This is a genomic window from Streptomyces sp. NPDC051738 (genome assembly GCF_044453205.1).
Lineage (GTDB): Bacteria > Actinomycetota > Actinomycetes > Streptomycetales > Streptomycetaceae > Streptomyces.
This window is the reverse complement of record NZ_JBITCM010000008.1, coordinates 296,633-316,422: the sequence shown is the minus strand read 5'-3', so window position 1 is coordinate 316,422 and position 19,790 is coordinate 296,633. Positions and strand designations below refer to the sequence as shown.

15 protein-coding genes are annotated in these 19,790 nt (G+C 70.5%); 4 read left to right on the top strand and 11 right to left on the bottom strand.

Features of this window, described 5'->3' with window-relative positions; genetic code table 11:
• Positions 1–37 precede the first annotated feature (37 nt).
• The 3 genes from ACIA8X_RS21245 to ACIA8X_RS21235 form a co-directional block, all read right to left on the bottom strand.
• Positions 38–1,483 (bottom strand): aldehyde dehydrogenase family protein, encoded by a 1,446-nt coding sequence (locus tag ACIA8X_RS21245; RefSeq protein WP_393450347.1) that lies wholly within the window; start codon positions 1,481–1,483, stop codon positions 38–40.
• Positions 1,484–1,670: 187 nt separating this feature from the next.
• Positions 1,671–3,347: a PucR family transcriptional regulator gene (locus tag ACIA8X_RS21240; protein WP_399458868.1), complete on the bottom strand. Its 1,677-nt coding sequence runs from the start codon at positions 3,345–3,347 to the stop codon at positions 1,671–1,673.
• Positions 3,348–3,471: 124 nt separating this feature from the next.
• Positions 3,472–5,592 (bottom strand): ATP-binding protein, encoded by a 2,121-nt coding sequence (locus tag ACIA8X_RS21235; protein WP_393450353.1) that lies wholly within the window; start codon positions 5,590–5,592, stop codon positions 3,472–3,474.
• 164 nt (positions 5,593–5,756) lie between these two features.
• Here ACIA8X_RS21235 and ACIA8X_RS21230 point away from each other — a divergent pair, with 164 nt between their 5' ends.
• The 3 genes from ACIA8X_RS21230 to ACIA8X_RS21220 all read left to right on the top strand — a co-directional run bounded on the left by ACIA8X_RS21230 (position 5,757) and on the right by ACIA8X_RS21220 (position 9,337).
• On the top strand, positions 5,757–6,887 hold the full coding sequence (locus ACIA8X_RS21230; RefSeq protein WP_399458867.1) for an ABC transporter substrate-binding protein: 1,131 nt from the start codon (positions 5,757–5,759) through the stop codon (positions 6,885–6,887).
• A gap of 93 nt (positions 6,888–6,980) precedes the next feature.
• Positions 6,981–8,315 (top strand): 4-aminobutyrate--2-oxoglutarate transaminase, encoded by a 1,335-nt coding sequence (gene gabT / locus ACIA8X_RS21225; RefSeq protein ID WP_399458866.1) that lies wholly within the window; start codon positions 6,981–6,983, stop codon positions 8,313–8,315.
• A 221-nt stretch (positions 8,316–8,536) separates the two neighbouring features.
• Positions 8,537–9,337, top strand: coding sequence for a phosphatase PAP2 family protein (locus tag ACIA8X_RS21220; protein WP_393451096.1), 801 nt, complete (start codon positions 8,537–8,539; stop codon positions 9,335–9,337).
• On the opposite strand, the gene ACIA8X_RS21215 is transcribed toward ACIA8X_RS21220, so the two are convergent.
• The 8 genes from ACIA8X_RS21215 to ACIA8X_RS21180 form a co-directional block, all read right to left on the bottom strand.
• A complete protein-coding gene (locus ACIA8X_RS21215) occupies positions 9,325–11,115 on the bottom strand; it encodes a chitinase (protein WP_399458865.1) in 1,791 nt (596 codons plus the stop codon). The two genes, ACIA8X_RS21220 and ACIA8X_RS21215, sit on opposite strands and share 13 nt — an antisense overlap.
• An 87-nt stretch (positions 11,116–11,202) precedes the next feature.
• A complete protein-coding gene (locus ACIA8X_RS21210; protein WP_393450365.1) occupies positions 11,203–11,655 on the bottom strand; it encodes a hypothetical protein in 453 nt (150 codons plus the stop codon).
• Positions 11,656–11,768: 113 nt separating this feature from the next.
• On the bottom strand, positions 11,769–13,196 hold the full coding sequence (locus ACIA8X_RS21205) for an NAD(P)/FAD-dependent oxidoreductase (protein ID WP_393450367.1): 1,428 nt from the start codon (positions 13,194–13,196) through the stop codon (positions 11,769–11,771).
• 22 nt (positions 13,197–13,218) lie between these two features.
• Positions 13,219–14,019: an ABC transporter permease gene (locus ACIA8X_RS21200; RefSeq protein ID WP_393450370.1), complete on the bottom strand. Its 801-nt coding sequence runs from the start codon at positions 14,017–14,019 to the stop codon at positions 13,219–13,221.
• Positions 14,020–14,949: an ABC transporter permease gene (locus ACIA8X_RS21195; RefSeq protein ID WP_393450373.1), complete on the bottom strand. Its 930-nt coding sequence runs from the start codon at positions 14,947–14,949 to the stop codon at positions 14,020–14,022. It lies immediately after the preceding gene.
• On the bottom strand, positions 14,949–16,106 hold the full coding sequence (locus tag ACIA8X_RS21190) for an ABC transporter ATP-binding protein (RefSeq protein ID WP_393450376.1): 1,158 nt from the start codon (positions 16,104–16,106) through the stop codon (positions 14,949–14,951). The genes ACIA8X_RS21195 and ACIA8X_RS21190 overlap by 1 nt, the downstream gene beginning before the upstream one ends.
• Before the next feature lie 5 nt (positions 16,107–16,111).
• On the bottom strand, positions 16,112–17,359 hold the full coding sequence (locus ACIA8X_RS21185) for a spermidine/putrescine ABC transporter substrate-binding protein (protein ID WP_393450379.1): 1,248 nt from the start codon (positions 17,357–17,359) through the stop codon (positions 16,112–16,114).
• Between the two features lie 73 nt (positions 17,360–17,432).
• Entirely contained in the window at positions 17,433–18,998 is a 1,566-nt protein-coding gene (locus ACIA8X_RS21180; RefSeq protein ID WP_393450382.1) for a gamma-aminobutyraldehyde dehydrogenase, read from the bottom strand.
• A gap of 170 nt (positions 18,999–19,168) precedes the next feature.
• Between ACIA8X_RS21180 and ACIA8X_RS21175 the strand changes: the two genes are divergently transcribed.
• Positions 19,169–19,753 carry an NADAR family protein gene (locus tag ACIA8X_RS21175; protein WP_399458864.1) on the top strand — a complete coding sequence of 195 codons (585 nt, stop codon included), beginning with the start codon at positions 19,169–19,171 and terminating at the stop codon, positions 19,751–19,753.
• Positions 19,754–19,790: the final 37 nt, after the last annotated feature.

Below are 19,790 nucleotides of genomic sequence, written 5' to 3'. Positions count from 1 at the left end.
GTTCCCATTAGCTAGAGGTGGGTGGTCGGAGTCTCGCTCAGAGAGCGATTCCGGTGAGGACCATCACGCGCTCGTAGGTGTAGTCGTCCATCGCGAACTTCACGCCCTCACGCCCCACACCGGACTGCTTGACACCGCCGTACGGCATCTGGTCGGCACGGTAGGAGGGAACGTCGCCGATGACGACGCCACCGACTTCCAGGGCCCGGTGGGCACGGAAGGCGACCTGGAGGTCATGCGTGAACACACCTGCCTGGAGGCCGTACTTGGACTCGTTGGCGGCGGCGAAGGCGGCGGCCTCCCCGTCGACCTTCTGCACGGTGAGGACGGGCCCGAAGACCTCCTCGCAGGCGAGGGTGACGTCGGACGGTACGTCGGTGAGGACGGTCGGCGCGTAGGAGGCGCCGTCGCGCTTGCCGCCGGCGTGCAGACGGGCGCCCGCGGCGACGGCCTCGTCGACCCAGGTCTCGACGCGCTTGGCGGCGTCCTCGCTGACCAGCGGCCCGACGTCGGTCGCGTCGTCACTCGGGTCACCGGTGACCTGGGCCTCGACGGCGGCGACGATGCGCGGCAGCAGGCGGTCGTACACGGACGCGTCCGCGATCACCCGCTGCACGGAGATGCAGGACTGGCCGCCCTGGTAGTTGGAGAAGGTGGCGATGCGGGTGGCGGCCCAGTCGAGGTCCTGGTCGCTCGCGAAGTCGCCGAGCACGATGGCCGCGCCGTTGCCGCCCAGCTCCAGGGTGCAGTGCTTGCGCGGCACCGAGTCCATGATCGCGTAGCCGACCGTCTCGGAGCCGGTGAAGGAGATCACGGGCAGGCGCGGGTCCTGGACGAGCGCGGGCATCCGGTCGTTGGCGACCGGCAGGATGCTCCAGGCGCCGGCGGGGAGCTCGGTCTCGGCGAGCAGTTCGCCGATGATCAGCCCGGACAGCGGGGTGGCCGGAGCGGGCTTCAGGATGATCGGCGCACCGGCTGCGATGGCCGGGGCGATCTTGTGGGCGCACAGGTTCAGCGGGAAGTTGAACGGCGCGATGCCGAGGACGACGCCCTTGGGGAAGCGCCGCGTGAAGGCGAGCCGCCCCTGACCGCCGAGGTCGGTGTCGAGCCGCTGGGCCTCGCCGCCGTTGAACCGCCGGGCCTCCTCGGCCGCGAACCGGAACACCGACACGGCACGGCCTACCTCGCCGCGGGCCCACTTCATGGGCTTGCCGTTCTCGGCGGAGATCAGCCGGGCGATCTCCTCGGTCCGCTCGACGAGCCGCCTGCTGACGTGGTCCAGGGCGGCGGCACGCACATGGGCCGGCGTCGCGGCGAACTCGTCCCGCACGGCGTACGCGGCGGCCACAGCCTCCTCGACCTGCGCGTCCGTCGGCACACTCACCGTGCCGACGACCCGCCCGTCCCACGGGGAGGTGACATCGAGGCTGTCCTCGCCACTTGCCTGGCGACCGGCGAGCCAGAAGGCGTGGGTGGAAGTCATATCGAGTCCCGGCCCTTCCGCGTTGGGGGTGTTCATGGGGTTCGGGGTCCACGGTAGGGGTGCGGGGGCGGACGGGCGTTTGTCCGAGGTGTAGTGGTGCGGGTGAGGGGTGCGCCGGTTTGGCGGGGTGGGTGGGCCCCCAGGCTCACTCGCCCCTGTCTGCTCCGCCCCGTCCACCCCGCCCCGTCTACTCCGCCGACGTCGCCTTCAACGCCAGCCAAAGCTCCATCCGCACATCCGCGTCATCCAGCGACCGCCCCAAGATCTCCTCCACCCGCCGCATCCGGTAGCGCAACGTATGCCGATGCACGCCCAGGTCCGCGGCCGCCGCATCCCACTGCCCGTGGCGTGACAGCCACGCCCGCAGTGAGGCCACCAGATCCCCCCGCCCGGTCGCGTCGTGCTCGTGCAGCGCCCTCAGCAACCCGTCCGCGAACGCCTTCACCGCGTCGTCAGCGAGCAGCGGCAGCACGGACCCGGCGGCCAGCTGCTCGTGCTCCACGCACACCCGGCCCCGGCGCCGGGCCACCGACACGGCCTGCTCCGCCTGCTTGTACGCCGCCGCCGCCGCGATCGGCCCGGCCGGTGCCGAGAGCCCCACGACCAGCTCGTCCTCGTCGGCGCCGGGCCCCTCGGGCGCGCCCCCCGCCCGAGCCACCTCCAACGCCGCCGCGTACTCCGCGCACGCCGCGACCGACGCGCCCCCGTCCGCGGCGAGCACCACCACCCGCGCCGCCTCGCCCTCCCCCTCCGGCACCACGAGCACCGCCTCACCGGCCCGCGCCGCCGCGGACTCCACCACCTCGGTGAGCACGGCCAGCGGATCACCGTTCGCCTCGGACGCGGCGACCAGCAGCGCGGCGGCTGTCTTGGGGAGCGCCACCCGCGTGCCCGAGTCCACGACCCGCGCCGCCGACACCGACGCCGCCTCGGCGACGATCACCCGGAACGGCGCGTCCAGCAGTTCGCCGTACAGGTCCCCCGCCACGGCCCGCGCGTGATCCGGCTCCCCGGCGAGCAGCATGCGCAGCACCGCCGCCCCCACCCGCTGCTCGGCCGCGTGCAGCGACCGCGACCGCTCCGTCGTCAGCGTCAGCAACGCGATCGCCGAGTGCACGGCGTACCGCTCCGCCGTGCCCAGCGCCGCCGCCGTACCGACCGCCAGAGCGGCGCGGGGCCGCCGCCCGGTCCCCAGCGTGTGCAGCTCGACCCGGTCCTCGTGCTCCGGGCCGCCCACCACGGACGACGCCGGCGCGGGCCGCTCCCGCAGCCGCTCCACGTCCGCCGTGAGCCGTGCCGCCCGCCGCCCCGCCCACTCGGGCGCCGTGGCGACGACCGCACCGGACGCGTCGTACAGCGCCGCCCAGCCGTTGACCTGCGACGCCAGCGCGGTCAGCAGCCCGTCCGGCCCGCCGGTCAGCGCCTGCTTCGTCAGCTCGCGTTGCGCCGCGAACCCGGCCGTCACCGCCCGGTACTGGTCCGCCGCGATCGCCGCCGACACGGCCTTGCTGATGGCGAGGAAGGGCGTGCGGCGCGGCACCGCCAGCAGCGGCAGGTCCTCTTCCGCCGCCGCGTCGACCAGCGCCTCGGGGATGTCCTCGTAGTTGACGCCGACCGCGAAGCCGAGCCCGACCACGCCGGCGCCCACCAGGCGCCGTACATAGCGCCGCATCGCCTCGGGGTTCTCCGCGTCCAGCTTGAGCGCGGTGATCAGCAGCAGTTCCCCGCCCTCCATATAGGGGACGGGGTCGGTGAGCTCGCTGGCGTGTGCCCAGCGCACGGGTACGTCCAGGCGGTCCTCGCCCGCACGCACGGTCAGCTTAAGCGCGGAGTGGTGGACGAGCGAGGCGAGCGTGGGGGGCATGAGGCCTTCAAATCGACGTGATCCGTGTGATCGCTGTGATCTTTTGGCCGCAGTGTATGAACGGCCTGTGTCGATTCTGCCTCACCGTAAGGTCGGCTCGCGGCCGCACGCCCGGACGCCGAGGTCACCCCCGCAGATCCACCAGCAACGGTGGCGCGTGCTCGCCCTGCACGCTGGTGAGCGACAGCACCGCGTGCCCCGGCGGTACCCCGTGCGCCAGCTCGGACGCCGACCAGCGCTCGCGCTCGACCTGCCGTACGGTCACCGCCCGCGCGGTCGGCGCCTTGCCGGTGATCACCCGCCGCAGCGCGTGCACCGCCTTCCCGGCCGGCGTCTCGGCGATGATCTGCCGGTCGGTGACGTCCCGCGCCTCGGTCCACTCCTTGCCCCAGACCTCGGCGAAGTCCTGCCCGTCCCACGGCGTGACCCCGGCCAGCGCCATCCGGCACCCTGTGGCCCCGAGCAGCGGCCCGCGCAGCGGCCTCGGTGCGTCGTCCAGGCTGCGCAGCGTGAGCACGGCGCCCGCGTTGCCCGACCGCAGCCGCTGGATGCCCCGCACGGCCTCGGGCGTCACGACGCCTGTCGCGTCGTCCAGCACCAGACAAGCGAACAGCGACCGGTCCTCCCGTACCGCGATACTCGCCGTGAACTGGGCCAGCACCAGCCGCGCCAGCATCCGCGAGGCCTCGGCGTGCCCGCGCGCGGGCAGGTCGATGCGGACCCGGACGGGGTGGTCGAGGGCCTTGAGGGAGAAGGGCCGCGACTGTCCGGACGTGTCGAAGAATCCGGCGAACGCCGGCCGGTCGAGCAGCGCCACCCGGTCCGCGAGCACGCCCGACACATCGCCGGGCTGCCCCAACTGCCGCTCCCGCGCGTCCAGTTCCCGGATGAGCGACTCCTGCCCGGATCCCTCCAGCGCCGTGCGCAGCGCACCGAGCGCCCCGGGAGCGCCGTCCAGCAGCTGCCGCAGCTCCGGCACGGACGGGAAGCGGTCGTGCACCGCGCGGAACGGACCGAGAAGCTGGGCCAGCACGGTCGTGGAGCGGCGGCTGTCGCTGCCCGGATGCGGGTCGGCGAGGTCACCGACGAGCGCCTCGGCGAGCACGGCCGCGGCCTCGTCCGGGTCGCCGCTGCCGCCGTACAGGTCCAGGTCGTAGACGGACTCCGGATTTCCGATCCGTACGACGACGTCGTACGCGTCCTCCGGTCCGAGCCCGGCGCCCGCCGCGCCGACCACGACGACGGCGGCCCGCCCGGCCAGCGCGTGCAGGCACAGCGACTCGGCGAGCGGCCGCACCACGGTCCCGGTCTTGCCGGAGCCGGCCGGGCCGACGGCGAGGAAGGAGGTGCCGAGCAGGTCGGGTCCGAGGCCGAGGCCGGTGCCGCGATAGGCGTAGGGGTTGCGCGGGTCGTCGGCGGTCGTGCCGAGCCGGACCTGACCGCTGACCAGGTCGTGCCGGGCGGTCCGGGCGGGCAGGTCACGCGCGCCCGACGGGTGCAGACAGGCGGCGGCGCCGTCCCGGAGCACGGCGCCCGAGAAGGCGGAGAGGTCATGGCTCCCGCTGCGCACGCCCTGCCAGGCGCGGGTGATCCGGGCGTAGTCGACGTCGCGCATCAGCCCGGAGCGGGCGTCGGTGGCGAGCCGCTCGGCTGCGTCGGAGGCCCCGGCGGCGCGCAGCGCGGGCCAGGACGCCGGGTCCTGCTCGGGGGCCGGCGGACGCTCGGGCGCCGGGGCGGAACGGCGCCAGGCGGGCGGGCCGTAGCGGCGCCAGACCTCGCCCCAGCGGCCCAGGCGGCCGACCGCGAGCATGATGGCGAGGGCGATGAGCGTGTAGTAGCTGTACCAGAGGACGGCGTTGCCGACGCGGTCGTTGTTCTCCCGCCAGGAGTCCGGGGTGAACAGCTCCAGGGGCAGCACCCACCAGCCGCCGAGATAACCGTTCCACAGCAGCGACCAGACCAGCCAGCCGACCAGGAAGGCGATCACCGCCCCGCTCAGCAGCTGCCGCGCCGGGATCTGTTCGGGCTCCTCGTCCGGCCGCGGCACATGCCCGAACCGCCACACGCCGGGCTGCGCCTGCGGTCGTGGCGCCCGCAGCCACGCCAGAAACGATCCCTCCGGCCCCGAGACACCGGGTGCCCGCGTGGGCCGTGGCGGCACCGCAGGGACCTCCGGCGGCATCGCCGGACGCGGCACCGGCGTCGCGTGCGTGCCCCGCGCGTCCTGCGTCCCGTCGCTGTCCATCGCCCTTGCCCCCTGACCAGCCGTTCCATCGGTTGCATCCACCATCAGCGAGTCAATCTAACGCCCCAGCCTGGGGAGTTCACCGCTTACACGGCCGACGGAACGGACAGTGGCGGCAGACGGGGCGGATAATCGGTTGCCCGTCGGCGACGGTGGTGGATGCAATGTCCGGCATGGTCACCCAGATACCCGGATCATCCGTCCGGATCGGCGCCCTCGTTCCGCTGAGTCGACCTGGCTGGATCGAGGCAGGCCAACACCTGCTCGCCGGCCTCGAACTGGCCGTTCGCGAAGTCAACGACGCCGGCGGGATCGTCGGGAGACCACTTGAGCTGGTGGTCCGAGACACCGCGGCCGATCCGCAGAGGGCCGCGGCGGCCGTGGACGAACTGGCTCGCCTGGGCGTGGCCGCCCTGGCCGGGGAGTATCACAGCGTCGTCGCTCGCGCCGCCGCCACCAGGGCCGACGCCCTCGGCCTGCCGTACCTCTGCTCGTCGGCGGTTCTCGACGCGCTCACCGAACAGCCGACGGAATGGGTCGCGCGCCTCTCCCCGCCGCAGTCCCGCGGCTGGCAGGTCTACGCGGACTTCCTGCTCGGCGCGGGCCACAGCCGTATCGCCGTGGCAGCCCAGCCGAGTGTCTACTGGGCGACCGGGACCCGCATTCTGCGGGACTACGTCACTGCACGCGGCGGCTCCGTCATCGAACTCGACATGAGCGCGCTCACCCCTTCGGCCGTGTGCGACGAACTCGTGGACCGTCGCGCGACAGCCCTCCTTCTTCTGGTCGGCCACCCGGATCCGGCCGTGCCGATCGTCAGGGCCGTCCGCGGCGACCAGCGCCTCGCCGAGATCATGATCGGTGCTCCGGCCGGGCAACCGGAGTTCGCCGAATGGGCGACGTCGCTGGGCCACGACGGCGCCGCGATCCCGTTCCTGCGCTACCTGCCCGAGCGCCTCAGCCCACTCGGCGCACGAGTCGAGACGACCCTGCGCGAGCAGCTGGCCGAGGCGCCCTCCTTCGTCGCCTTCGAGGGCTACGACACGGTCGCCGTCCTCGCCGAGGTGCTCCGTTCCCATGGCGTGGACCGGAGGCACATTGCCGAGTCCTGGCCGCGCGTCGCGGTCGAAGGCACCCGCGGGCAGATCCGGTTCTCCCGCACGCCGGGCATCAGCGTGTGGCAGTGGGCCGGGACGCCCATCCAAGTCGTTGACCGGGATCCGGCGGAACCCGATCGCTTCCGGATCCTTCACGCCGACGCCGCTATGTCCACGACGGACAACCGCAGCCGCTGACAACGCCCACATGGAGCATGCCCACCCCCCGCTCACGGCCCTAGCCTGCGAGAAAAGAGAAGACAAACGTCCGTAAAACCCCGGGAGCCCCTTATGAGCGCACTTCCTCAGGAGCGCCGCGTCGTCACCGCCATCCCCGGCCCGAAGTCGCAGGAACTGCAGGCCCGCCGTACCGCCGCGGTCGCGCAGGGAGTGGGCTCCGTGCTGCCCGTGTTCACCGCGCGTGCGGGCGGCGGCATCATCGAGGACGTCGACGGGAACCGGCTCATCGACTTCGGTTCGGGCATCGCCGTGACGTCCGTCGGCGCGTCCGCCGAGGCCGTCGTGCGCCGGGCCACCGCGCAGCTCGCCGACTTCACCCACACCTGTTTCATGGTCACGCCGTACGAGGGCTACGTCGCCGTCGCCGAGGCGCTGGCGGAGCTGACGCCGGGTGACCACGCCAAGAAGTCGGCGCTGTTCAACTCCGGCGCCGAGGCCGTCGAGAACGCCGTCAAGATCGCGCGGTCGTACACCAAGCGCCAGGCGGTCGTCGTCTTCGACCACGGCTACCACGGCCGCACCAACCTCACGATGGCGCTGACCGCGAAGAACATGCCGTACAAGCACGGCTTCGGTCCGTTCGCGCCCGAGGTCTACCGGGTGCCGGTGGCGTACGGCTACCGCTGGCCGACCGGCCCGGAGAACGCGGGTCCCGAGGCCGCCGCGCAGGCCATCGACCAGATCAGCAAGCAGGTCGGCGCCGAGAACGTCGCCGCGATCATCATCGAGCCGGTCCTCGGCGAGGGCGGCTTCATCGAGCCGGCCAAGGGCTTCCTCCCGGCGATCCGCAAGTTCGCCTCCGACAACGGCATCGTCTTCGTCGCCGACGAGATCCAGTCCGGGTTCTGCCGTACGGGTCAGTGGTTCGCGTGCGAGGACGAGGGCATCGTCCCGGACCTGATCACCACCGCCAAGGGCATCGCGGGCGGTCTCCCGCTCGCCGCCGTGACCGGCCGCGCCGAGATCATGGACGCGGCGCACGCAGGCGGCCTGGGCGGCACCTACGGCGGCAACCCGGTGGCGTGTGCCGGTGCGCTGGGCTCCATCGAGACGATGAAGGAGCTCGGCCTCAACGCCAGGGCGAAGGCGATCGAGGCCACCATGAAGGCCCGCCTCACCGCAATGGCCGAGAAGTTCGACATCATCGGCGACATCCGTGGCCGTGGCGCGATGATCGCCATCGAGCTGGTCAAGGACCGCTCGACGAAGGAGCCGAACGCGGAGGCGACCGCCGCGCTCGCCAAGGCCTGCCACCAGGAGGGCCTGCTGGTCCTGACCTGTGGCACCTACGGCAACGTGCTGCGCTTCCTGCCGCCGCTGGTCATCGGCGAGGACCTCCTGAACGAGGGTCTCGACATCATCGAGCAGGCCTTCGCCCGCATCTGAGGTCACAGCAAAACCACTGGTGAGCGACAGGTCCCCGCCTCGGGAGTCTCATCCGCCCCAGCCCTGACACCGCTCGCGGTTCCGGGGCTGGGGCGGCTACCGTCAGAGCGTGTGAAGAAGGTGTGCGAGGTGGATGTCAGGACGCGATTCCGCCTGTCTTACGCCCTCGCCCTGTCGTAGGTTCTAACCAGATGAGAGATACACCCCGCCCAGAGGGGACTCTGGGTGACATCGGGTCGAGGCCTCCCCAGCTTCGACCTGGTCGTGCCCTCGCGCACACAACCGGAGCCTCCGGCTCCGGATCTCCTCACCGATCGGACAGTCGCCCGCCCCAAACCCCCCGGGGCGCGCGACCATCCGATCCGGACGGCCGCCTCGGAACCACCCCCCCTGTTCCGGGGCGGCCGACCTCCCTCTTCCTCCTTCTCGGCACTCCGGCCCTCCTCTTCGTCCTGTTCACCTGGCAGGTCGTAGCGGACGGGCCGCTTGTGCGTGTGGACGAGCGAGTCAGCCGGGCCCTGGTCCATCCGGACCGCTTCTCCGAACTCCTCGCCGACCTGGGCAACATCCAGGTGGCGGTCCCGGTCCTCGCCGCGGTCCTCCTCTACGTCGCCCGGCGTGCCCGCTTCACTGGTACAGACCGCTGGTGGCTGCCGGCCACCGCGGCGACCGTCCTGATGGCGCTGGTCCCTGCCCTGGTCGTGCCCCTCAAGGAACTCACCGACCGCCCGGGCACCCCTGCCGTACCCCCGGGGACCGGCTACTACCCCTCCGGGCACACCGCCACGGCCGCCGTCGCCTACGGCGCCGCGACCCTGCTCCTCCTCCCGTGGCTGCGCAGCGCCTACGCCCGCCGCGAGCTGGTCATCGCCTGCGCCGTCGTCAACGCGGCCGTCGGTTTCGGGCTGGTCCGGCGCGGCTACCACTGGCCACTGGATGTCGTGGCCAGTTGGTGCCTGTGCGCGGTGCTCCTGGTCTCGTTGTGGCTCTTCCTCAGCCGAGGCAGCCCTCAGCCGAAGTAGCCGTCGAACGTCCGCTGAAACTCCCAGCCGCCGTACCGGTCCCAGTTGATCGACCACGTCATCAGCCCCCGCAGCGCGGGCCAGGTGCCGTGCGTCGCGTACGAGCCGCAGTTGGTCTTCTTGGTCAGGCAGTCGAGGGTCTTGGTGACCTCGGCGGGCGGGACGTGGCCGTTGCCCGCGTTGGTCGAGGCGGGCATGCCGATCGCCACCTGGTCGGGGCGCAGGGGCGGGAAGACGTTGTTCGCGTTGCCCGCGACCGGGAAGCCGGTCAGCAGCATGTCGGTCATGGCGATGTGGAAGTCGGCGCCGCCCATGGAGTGGTACTGGTTGTCGAGGCCCATGATCGGGCCCGAGTTGTAGTCCTGGACGTGCAGGAGCGTCAGGTCGTCGCGCAGGGCGTGGATGACCGGCAGGTACGCCCCAGCTCTCGGGTCCTGGCCGCCCCACGGGCCGGTGCCGTAGTACTGGTAGCCGAGCTGGACGAAGAAGGTCTCCGGGGCCATGGTCAGCACGAAGTCGTCGCCGTACTTGGCCTTCAGGGTCTTCAGGGCCGAGATGAGATTGACGATCACCGGGGTCTTCGGGTTCTTGAAGTCGGTGTCGTCGGCGTTCAGGGAGAGCGAGTGGCCCTCGAAGTCGATGTCCAGGCCGTCGAGGCCGTACTCGTCGATGATCTTCGAGACCGACGTCACGAAGGTGTCCCGTGCCGCCGTGGTGGTCAGCTGGACCTGGCCGTTCTGGCCGCCGATGGAGATCAGCACCTTCTTGCCGGCCGCCTGTTTGGCCTTGATCGCCGCCTTGAAGTCGGCGTCGGACTCGACGTTCGGGCACTCGGCGACGGGGCAGCGGTCGAAGCGGATGTCGCCTGAAGTGACCGAGGTCGGTTCGCCGAAGGCCAGGTCGATGACGTCCCAGCTGTCCGGGACGTCGGCCATGCGGGTGTAGCCGGAGCCGTTGGCGAAGCTGGCGTGGAGGTAGCCGACCAGGGCGTGGGCCGGGAGGTTCACGGGGCCGCCGGTGCCCGCGGTCGTCGTCGCGGTCGCCGTGGCCGACTTCGCCGACTCGCCGGCGTCGTTCACGGCGGCGACCTGGAAGCCGTACGCCGTCGAGGGCGACAGTCCGCTGATCGTCGCGGACGTGCCGGTCACCGTCTGGGCCTTTGCGCCGTCGCGGTAGACCGCGTAGCTCGTCGCGCCCGGGACCGGGGACCAGGTCAGGGCGACGCTGGAGGAGGTGACCGCGCCCGCCTTCAGGCCGGTCGGCGCCGCGGGCGGCTGTCCCGCGTCCACGCCCGGGCCGACCAGGGAGATGTCGTCGGCGTGGTAGGCGCCGGTGCCGTACCAGCCGTGGGTGTAGAGGGTGACGCGGGTGGTGGAGGGGCCGGTGCGGAAGGTCGTCGTGAGCTGCTGCCAGGTGGGGGCCGACTGGGTCCACGTGGAGACATCTGTGGTGCCGGTGCCGCTCGCGCCCAGGTAGACGTACGAGCCGCGGACATGGCCGGACAGCGTGTACTGGGAGTCCGGTTTCACGGTCACCGTCTGCGCGCACCGGGCGTTGTCACCACCGGCCGGGGTCGCCTGCAGCGCCGAACTGCCGCTGCGCACGGGTGAGTTGACGGTCGTACCGGCCGTGCAGGTCCAGCCGTCGAGGCCCGCCTCGAAACCGCCGTTGCGGGCCAGGTCGGTGTCGGCCGCACGGGCGGCCGACGAGAGCGCGGTGACGCCGGGCAGGGCCAGGGCCGCGGCGGTCAGGAGAGCGAGCGGTCTGAAGCGATCCACAAGTGCCTCCAGGCATGGGGGAATTGGAGGGTGGAGCCGCACACAATTTGGTCCAGACCAATCCGGCCTGTCAAGGGTTCACGCAGGTTAGCCCTCCCCGTCCGCGGCCAGCCTCGCCGCCGCCTCGTGCATGGCCAGTTCGAGGAGGGCCGGGTCGGTGAGGGTGCCGGTGCCGTCCGGTGGGACCAGCCAGCGGACGGCGCCGGCGGCGCGGCCCGGGTACGGGACGACGATCCAGGTACCGTCTCCGGCCGTACGGATGCCGGTGCCCAGCCAGCGGGCGGCCGTGCCGGGCGGCACGAAGAAGCCCATCCGGGAGTCGCCGAAGTCGACCAGGACCGGGCCGAGTTGGTCGATGATGCGGGTGAGGACGTCGAGGGTCGGGTAGCCGAGCTCGCCCGGCAGGATGAGTACGTCCCAGGCCTTGCCGGCGGGCAGCAGCGCGACCCCGAGGGGGTTGCGCTCCCACTCCCAGCGGCAGGCCTGGGGATTCGGAGCTACGGATGCCAGCCAGTCGACCGCCGACTTCGCCCCTGTCATGACGGTGACCTCCCTTTCCTTCGTGGACGCCGGTCGCGTCACGGAGGGAGAGGGAGGTCACCGGCGGGCATTACGCGGGTTCTCCCGATCGATCCAAGGTGATCTGAGTCACATCAGCTGTCGAAGCCGAGGCCCAGCCTGTCCATCGTCCTCAGCCACAGGTTGCGCCGCCCGCCGTGCGCGTCGGCGCGGGCCAGCGACCACTTGGTGAGCGCGATGCCGGTCCAGGCGAAGGGCTCCGGCGGGAACGGCAGCGGCTTCTTGCGGACCATCTCGAGCCGCGTCCGCTCCGTACTCTCCCCCGCCAGCAGGTCCAGCATCACGTCCGCGCCGAACCGGGTCGCACCGACGCCGAGCCCCGTGAAGCCCGCCGCGTACGCCACGTTGCCTTGATGAGCCGTGCCATAGAACGCCGAGAAGCGCGAGCAGGTGTCGATCGCGCCGCCCCACGCGTGCGTGAAGCGGACCCCCTCCAGCTGCGGGAAGCAGGTGAAGAAGTGCCCGGCGAGCTTGGCGTACGTCTCCGGGCGGTCGTCGTACTCGGCGCGCACCCGGCCGCCGTACGGGTAGATGGCGTCGTAGCCGCCCCACAGGATGCGGTTGTCGGCGGAGAGGCGGAAGTAGTGGAACTGGTTCGCCGAGTCGCCGAGTCCCTGCCTGTTCTTCCAGCCGATCGAGGCCAGTTGCTCCGCGCTGAGCGGCTCGGTCATCAGGGCGTAGTCGTAGACCGGGACCGTGTAGGCGCGGACCCGCTTGACCAGGCTCGGGAAGATGTTGGTGCCAAGGGCGACCTTGCGGGCGCGGACCTGGCCGTAGGGGGTGCGTACGACCATGCCGGCGCCGTACGGCTTCAGGGTGAGGGCGGGGGTGTGCTCGTGGACGCGGACGCCGAGGTCCAGGCACGCCTGCTTCAGGCCCCACGCCAGCTTGGCCGGGTTGACCATGGCGACGCCCCGGCGGTCGTAGAGGCCCGCCTGGAATGTCGGTGAGTCGACTTGTGCCCGCACCGCGTCGGCGTCGAGGAACTCGATGCCCTCGGCGAGGCCCTTCTCGCTCAACTCCTCGTACCAGTCGCGCAGTTCCCACGCCTGGTACGTCTCGGTGGCGACGTCGATCTCGCCGGTGCGCTCGAAGTCGCAGTCCAGGGAGTAGCGGGCGACCGCCTTCTCGATCTCGTCGAGGTTGCGGGCGCCCAGCTCCTGGAGCCGGTGGATCTCGTCCGGCCAGCGGGCGAGCCCGTTGGGCAGACCATGGGTGAGGGAGGCGGCGCAGAACCCGCCGTTGCGGCCCGAGGCGGCCCAGCCCACCTCGCGGCCTTCGAGCAGCACCACGTCCCGCTGCGGATCGCGCTCTTTGGCGATGAGCGCGGTCCACAGTCCGCTGTAGCCGCCGCCGACGACCAGCAGGTCGCAGGTCTCGGCGGTGGTGAGGGCGGGCTCGGGGTGGGGCTTGCCCGGGTCTTCCAGCCAGTACGGGACCGGCTGGGCTTCAGAGAGTGCCTTCGTCCAGTGATTGCCAGAACTCATGGCGCTTGGGGCCATGATTTCAACTCCCTACGGGGGCTTATGCCTTTTGCTTGTTACGGCGGTTTCCGATGGCCATGGAGGCCAGGACGAACAGTACGGCGACGACGAACATGGCCGTACCGATGACGTTGATCTGAACGGGCGTTCCGCGCTGGGCCGAGCCCCAGACGAACATCGGGAAGGTGACGGTGGAGCCCGCGTTGAAATTGGTGATGATGAAATCGTCGAAGGAGAGCGCGAAGGCGAGCAGCGCGCCCGCCGCGATTCCCGGGGCGGCGATCGGCAGGGTGACGCGGACGAACGTCTGGAACGGTCCGGCGTACAGATCCTGCGCCGCCTGCTCCAGCCTCGGATCCATCGACATCACGCGCGCCTTCACCGCCGTCACGACGAAACTGAGGCAGAACATGATGTGGGCGATCAGGATCGTCCAGAAGCCGAGCGGGGCACCCATGTTGAGGAACAGGGTGAGCAGCGAGGCCGCCATCACGACCTCGGGCATCGCCATCGGCAGGAAGATCAGCGAGTTCACGGCGCCCCGCGCGCGGAAGCGGTAGCGGACCAGCGCGAAGGCGATCATCGTGCCCAGCAGCGTGGCCCCGAGGGTCGCCCAGAACGCGATCTGGAGGCTGACCGACAGCGAGCCGCAAAGGTCGGCGACGCCGCACGGGTCCTTCCAGGCGTCCGTGGAGAACTGCTGCCATTCGTAGTTGAAGCGCCCCTTCGGTTTGTTGAAGGAGAAGATCGTCACGATGACGTTGGGCAGGAGGAGATAAGCGAGCGTCAGCAGTCCCGCGATGACGACGAGATTGCGCTTGAGCCAGTTGACGACGGTCATTTAAACCAGATCCTCCGTCCCGGACCTGCGAATGTAGACCGTCACCATGACGAGGATGGCGGCCATGAGGATGAAGGAAAGAGCCGCGGCCGTCGGATAGTCCAGGATTCTCAGGAATTGCGTCTGGATGACGTTGCCGACCATGCGGGTGTCCGTGGAGCCGAGCAGATCCGCGTTGACGTAGTCGCCGGCCGCCGGAATGAAGGTCAGCAGCGTGCCGGAGACGACGCCGGGCATCGACAGCGGGAAGGTGACCTTGCGGAAGGTGGTGATCGGCTTGGCGTACAGGTCGTGCGCCGCCTCGTGCAGCCGTGGGTCGATGCGCTCCAGCGAGGAGTAGAGCGGCAGGACCATGAACGGCAGGAAGTTGTACGTCAGACCGCACACGACCGCGAGCGGCGTGGCCAGCACGCGGTCGCCCTCGGTCATGCCGAGCCAGCTGGTGACGTCCAGGACGTGCAGCGTGTTGAGGGCGCCGACGACCGGGCCGCCGTCCGCGAGGATCGTCTTCCAGGCGAGGGTGCGGATCAGGAAGCTGGTGAAGAACGGCGCGATCACCAGGATCATGATCAGGTTCCGCCAGCGGCCCGCGCGGAAGGCGATGAGGTAGGCGAGCGGGTAGCCGAGGATCAGGCACAGGATCGTCGCCGAGCCGGCGTAGAGCACCGAGCGCAGGAACTGCGGGTAGTACTCGGACAGGGCGTCCCAGTAGGTGGCGAAGTGCCAGGTGACCTTGTAGCCCTCCTCCAGGGAGCCCGTCTGCACGGACGTGGAGGCCTGGTAGATCATCGGCAGCGCGAAGAAGACGACCAGCCAGAGGATGCCGGGGAGCAGGAGCCAGTACGGGACGAGGCGGCCGCGTTTGCGCGGGGGCTTCTTCTCGGGGGCCGTCGGGGAGAGAGGCGGAGGCGCCTCGGTGAGTGTCGCCATCAGACCGCCGCCTCTTCCTGGATGCCCGCGTCGATGTCCTGAGCGGCGTCGAGCCCGAAGGTGTGCGCCGGGTTCCAGTGCAGGACGACCTCGGCGCCGGGTACGAGCCGGTCGTCGCGGTCGATGTTCTGGGCGTAGACCTCGAACTCGGGGCAGACCGGGCTGTCGATGACGTACTGCGTGGAGACGCCGATGAAGGAGGAGTCCGCGATCCTGCCGGTGATGCGGTTGCGGCCCTCGGGTATCTCGCCCGCCTCGTCGGCATGCGTGAGGGAGATCTTCTCGGGGCGGACGCCGACCAGTACCTTGCCGCCGGTCGTGGTGGCCGCGCTGCACCGCGCCTCGGGCAGGACGAGCTTGCCGCCGCCCGCCTTCAGCACGATGTCGTCGCCGCTCTTGGAGTCGACCTCGGCCTCGATGAAGTTGGAGGTGCCGAGGAAGTTGGCGACGAAGGTCGTGCGCGGGTTCTCGTAGAGGTCGGTCGGTGAGCCGAGCTGCTCGACGCGGCCCGCGTTCATCACGGCGACCGTGTCGGCCATCGTCATGGCCTCCTCCTGGTCATGCGTGACGTGGACGAAGGTGATGCCGACCTCGGTCTGGATGCGCTTGAGCTCCAGCTGCATCTGACGGCGCAGCTTGAGGTCGAGGGCGCCGAGGGGCTCGTCGAGGAGGAGCACCTTGGGGTGGTTGATCAGCGCGCGGGCCACGGCGACACGCTGCTGCTGACCGCCGGAGAGCTGGTGCGGCTTCTTGCGGGCCTGCTCACCCAGCTGCACGAGGTCGAGCATGTCCCCGACCTGCTTCTTCACCGACTTGATGCCGCGACGGCGCAGGCCAAAGGCGACGTTCTCGAAGATGTCGAGGTGCGGGAAGAGGGCGTAGGACTGGAAGACCGTGTTCACCGGCCGCTTGTACGGCGGCAGCGCGGTCACGTCCTGCTCGCCGAGGTGGACGGTGCCGCCGCTGGGCTCCTCCAGGCCGGCGATCATGCGCAGGGTGGTGGTCTTGCCGCAGCCGGAGGCGCCGAGCAGGGCGAAGAAGGAGCCCTGCGGGACGGTCAGGTCGAGCGGGTGTACGGCGGTGAAGGAGCCGTAGGTCTTGCTGATGCCGGAGAGGCGGACGTCGCCGCCGTGGTCGGCCTTGTTCGTCGTCGTCACGGTGATCACGCCCCAGTCAGCTTCGCGAACTTCTGTTCGAACTCGGTCTCTTCCTTCGAGCTCAGCGAGCGGAAGGCGTGGGATTTCGCGGCCATGGCCTTGTCGGGAATGATCAGCGGGTTGTTCGCCGCATCCTTGTCGATCTTCTCCAGCTCGGCCTGCACACCGTCGACGGGCGTCACGTAGTTGATGTACGCGGCGAGTTCGGCGGCCGGCTTCGGCTCGTAGTAGAAGTCGATGAGCCGCTCGGCGTTCGTCTTGTGACGGGCCTTGTTGGGGATCAGCAGGTTGTCGGTCGACGTGATGTAGCCGCTGTCCGGGATCAGGAAGTCGATGTCCGGGCTGTCCGCCTTCAGCTGGACCACGTCACCGGCCCAGGCGATACAGGCCGCGAAGTCGCCGCTGGTCAGGTCGGAGGTGTAGTCGTTGCCGGTGAAGCGGCGGATCTGGCCCTTGTCGACGGCCTTCTGGACGCGGGCGATCGCCGCGTCGAAGTCGTCGGCGGTGAAGCTCGCCGGGTCCTTGCCCATGTCCAGCAGGGTCATGCCCATGCTGTCCCGCATCTCCGACAGGAAGCCGACCCGCCCCTTGAGCTTGGGGTTGTCGAGCAGGTCGGAGAGCGACTTGACCTCGACGCCGTCGAGCGCCTTCTTGTTGTAGGCGATGACGGTCGAGATGCCCTGCCAGACGTACGAGTAGGCGCGCCCGGGGTCCCAGTCGGGATCGCGGAACTGCGCCGACAGGTTGGCGTAGGCGTGCGGGAGGTTGGACGCGTCCAGTTTCTGGACCCAGCCGAGGCGGATCAGGCGGGCCGCGAGCCAGTCGGTGAGGACGATGATGTCGCGGCCGGTGTCCTGACCTGCCGCGAGCTGCGGCTTGATCTTGCCGAAGAACTCGACGTTGTCGTTGATGTCCTCGGTGTACTTGACCGAGATGCCGGTCCGCTTCTTGAACTGTTCGAGTGTGGGATGGTGCTTCTCGCTGTCGTCCACGTCGATGTACTCGGTCCAGTTGGAGAAGTTCACGACCTTCTCCTTGGCCGAGTGGTCCTCTGCGGAGACACCGCTCTGGGTGTTGCCGGCCGCGGGGATACCGCAGGCGCTCAGCGACCCGAGACCGCCGACCGCGAGCGCGCCGCCCGCGGAGGCGCGCAGCAGGGAACGGCGGGTCATGGCGGCCCGGCCGTTGCGCAAGCTGCGCCGCATGGCGGCCACTTGGGCCGGGGACAGGCGGTCGGGCTCGTACTGCTCCATGCGCGTGGTGCCCTTTCGGGAGGGAGGAGCGGCCGGCGCGGGTCGGGCGGCCGGGCGCACCTGTCTGATCTGGCTATCGGTCCCCGAAGATGGTGCGGTGCCAGTCCTTCCTGGCAATCGCCGTGTTGTCGAACATGACGTGCTTGACCTGGGTGTACTCCTCGAAGGAGTACGTGGACATGTCCTTGCCGAAGCCGGACGCCTTGTAGCCGCCGTGCGGCATCTCGCTGATGATCGGAATGTGGTCGTTGACCCACACACAGCCCGCCTTGATCTCGCGGGTGGCGCGGTTCGCCCGGTAGACGTCCCGGCTCCAGGCGGAGGCGGCGAGGCCGTACGGGGTGTCGTTGGCCAGCCGGATCCCCTCATCGTCACTCTCGAACGGCAGAACGACCAGCACGGGGCCGAAGATCTCGGACTGGACGATCTCGCTGTCCTGCGCGGCATCGGCGATCAAGGTGGGGCGATAGAAGGCGCCGTCCTTGAGCTCCCCCTGCGGAGCCTCGCCGCCGGTCACCACGCGCGCGTAGGCACGCGCACGGTCGACGAACCCCGCGACCCGGTCCCGCTGGACGTGGGAGATCAGCGGCCCGAGATCGGTGCCCGGCGCGAACGGATCACCGAGCCGGACGCTCTCCATCAGGGCCGCCGTCCGCTCGACGAACGCCTCGTACAGCGGTCGCTGCACATACGCGCGCGTGGCGGCCGTGCAGTCCTGCCCGGTGTTGATGAGGGAGCCCGCGACGGCACCGTGGGCGGCGGCTTCGAGATCGGCGTCGTCGAAGACGACGAAGGGCGCCTTGCCACCGAGTTCGAGATGGATCCGCTTGACGGTGGCGGTGGCGATCTCGGCGACGCGCTTGCCGACGGCCGTGGAGCCGGTGAAGGACGTCATGGCGACGTCGGGATGACCGACGAGACGCTCGCCGGCCTCCTTCCCGGTCCCGGTGACGATGTTGATGACCCCGTCGGGGATCCCGGCGTCGGTCGCGGCCTGAGCGAACAGCAGCGAGGTGAGGGGGGTGAGCTCGGCGGGCTTGAGCACGATCGTGTTGCCCGCGGCGATCGCCGGGAGGATCTTCCAGGCGGCCATCTGGAGGGGGTAGTTCCAGGGGGCGATGGAACCGACGACGCCGATGGGTTCGCGGCGGATGTAGGAGGTGTGGTCGCCGGAGTACTCCCCCGCGGACTGGCCGGCGAGGTGGCGGGCGGCCCCCGCGAAGAAGGACGTGTTGTCGATGGTCCCCGGGACGTCGAACTCGCGGGTCAGCTTCAGCGGCTTGCCGCACTGGAGGGACTCCGCGCGGGCGAACTCCTCGGCGCGGTCGGCGAGGACGGCGGCGAAGCGGTGCAGGGCGTCGGAGCGCTCGCCGGGGGTGGTGGCGGCCCAGGCGGGGAAGGCCTCGCGCGCGGCGGCGACGGCGGCGTCGATGTCATCGGTGCCGGCCAGGGCGTAGGTGTACACCTCCTCGCCGGTGGCGGGGTCGACGACGGCGTGCGTACGGCCGGAGGTCCCCTTCGCCGGTCGGCCCGCGATGTACTGCGCGCCGTCCGCGAAGCGGTCCTGGGCGGGAAATCGTTCCGGGGTTGCGGTGTCCTCGGTGGCGGTTTCCGGGGTGGCGTTGCCCGGGTTCTGCATGTCGCTCTCCTCCGTGTCCCCGCAATGGGGCCGGCGTGGCTCGGGCTCGATTTGAGTGCCGATCCTGACAGAGCAGGTGGACTCCAACAAGTGATTCCGTTGTTGCCTTTTGGTTACGCGACGGAATCTGTCGACCAGGTGTCGAGTCAGTCGGATAAACGGGGGACGGAATGTCGGTGGTGCGTGCGATGCTCGGGAGCATGGCGAAGATCGATTCTTGGGATGTCCTGGTCAGGGAGGTCCACGCGGGGGCGAGGGTCAAGTATCTGCACTTCTGGGGACACCGGCCACTGCCCGACGGCCGGGTGGGCGCGAGCTGTCTGAGCCAGTGGTGGCCGTCGCCGTTCACGGTGGACGGCGTGTCGTACGCGACCGCCGAGCACTGGATGATGGCCGAGAAGGCGCGGCTGTTCGGGGACGCGGAGGCGGAGCGGCGGGTGCTGGACGCCGGGCATCCGTCGGTGGCGAAGAACGCCGGGCGGCTGGTGCGGGGGTTCGACGACGGGGTGTGGGAGCGGGAGCGGTTCCGGATCGTCGTCGAGGGGTCGGTCCACAAGTTCGGCGCGGATGCGGACCTGCGGGGGTTTCTGGTGGGTACGGGGGATCGGGTGCTGGTGGAGGCGAGTCCGGTGGATCGGGTGTGGGGGATCGGGCTGGCGGTGGGGGATGCGGGGGCGGGGGATCCGGAGCGGTGGCGGGGGCCTAATTTGTTGGGGTTCGCGTTGATGGAGGCGCGGGAGCGGTTGCGAGGGTAGGCGGTTTTTTCGCCCCCGCCGCCCCTACCCGTCCCAT

Bases quoted from the DNA above. Each gene is read 5' to 3' on its own strand.
- ACIA8X_RS21235 (WP_393450353.1), bottom strand. From the start codon at position 5,592: ATGGACAGCGACGGGACGCAGGACGCGCGGGGCACGCACGCGACGCCG.
- ACIA8X_RS21210 (WP_393450365.1), bottom strand. From the start codon at position 11,655: ATGACAGGGGCGAAGTCGGCGGTCGACTGGCTGGCATCCGTAGCTCCG.
- ACIA8X_RS21200 (WP_393450370.1), bottom strand. From the start codon at position 14,019: ATGACCGTCGTCAACTGGCTCAAGCGCAATCTCGTCGTCATCGCGGGA.
- ACIA8X_RS21240 (WP_399458868.1), bottom strand. From the start codon at position 3,347: ATGCCCCCCACGCTCGCCTCGCTCGTCCACCACTCCGCGCTTAAGCTG.
- ACIA8X_RS21245 (WP_393450347.1), bottom strand. From the start codon at position 1,483: ATGACTTCCACCCACGCCTTCTGGCTCGCCGGTCGCCAGGCAAGTGGC.
- gabT (WP_399458866.1), top strand. From the start codon at position 6,981: ATGAGCGCACTTCCTCAGGAGCGCCGCGTCGTCACCGCCATCCCCGGC.
- ACIA8X_RS21205 (WP_393450367.1), bottom strand. From the start codon at position 13,196: ATGGCCCCAAGCGCCATGAGTTCTGGCAATCACTGGACGAAGGCACTC.
- ACIA8X_RS21175 (WP_399458864.1), top strand. From the start codon at position 19,169: ATGTCGGTGGTGCGTGCGATGCTCGGGAGCATGGCGAAGATCGATTCT.
- ACIA8X_RS21195 (WP_393450373.1), bottom strand. From the start codon at position 14,949: ATGGCGACACTCACCGAGGCGCCTCCGCCTCTCTCCCCGACGGCCCCC.
- ACIA8X_RS21230 (WP_399458867.1), top strand. From the start codon at position 5,757: ATGTCCGGCATGGTCACCCAGATACCCGGATCATCCGTCCGGATCGGC.
- ACIA8X_RS21180 (WP_393450382.1), bottom strand. From the start codon at position 18,998: ATGCAGAACCCGGGCAACGCCACCCCGGAAACCGCCACCGAGGACACC.
- ACIA8X_RS21185 (WP_393450379.1), bottom strand. From the start codon at position 17,359: ATGGAGCAGTACGAGCCCGACCGCCTGTCCCCGGCCCAAGTGGCCGCC.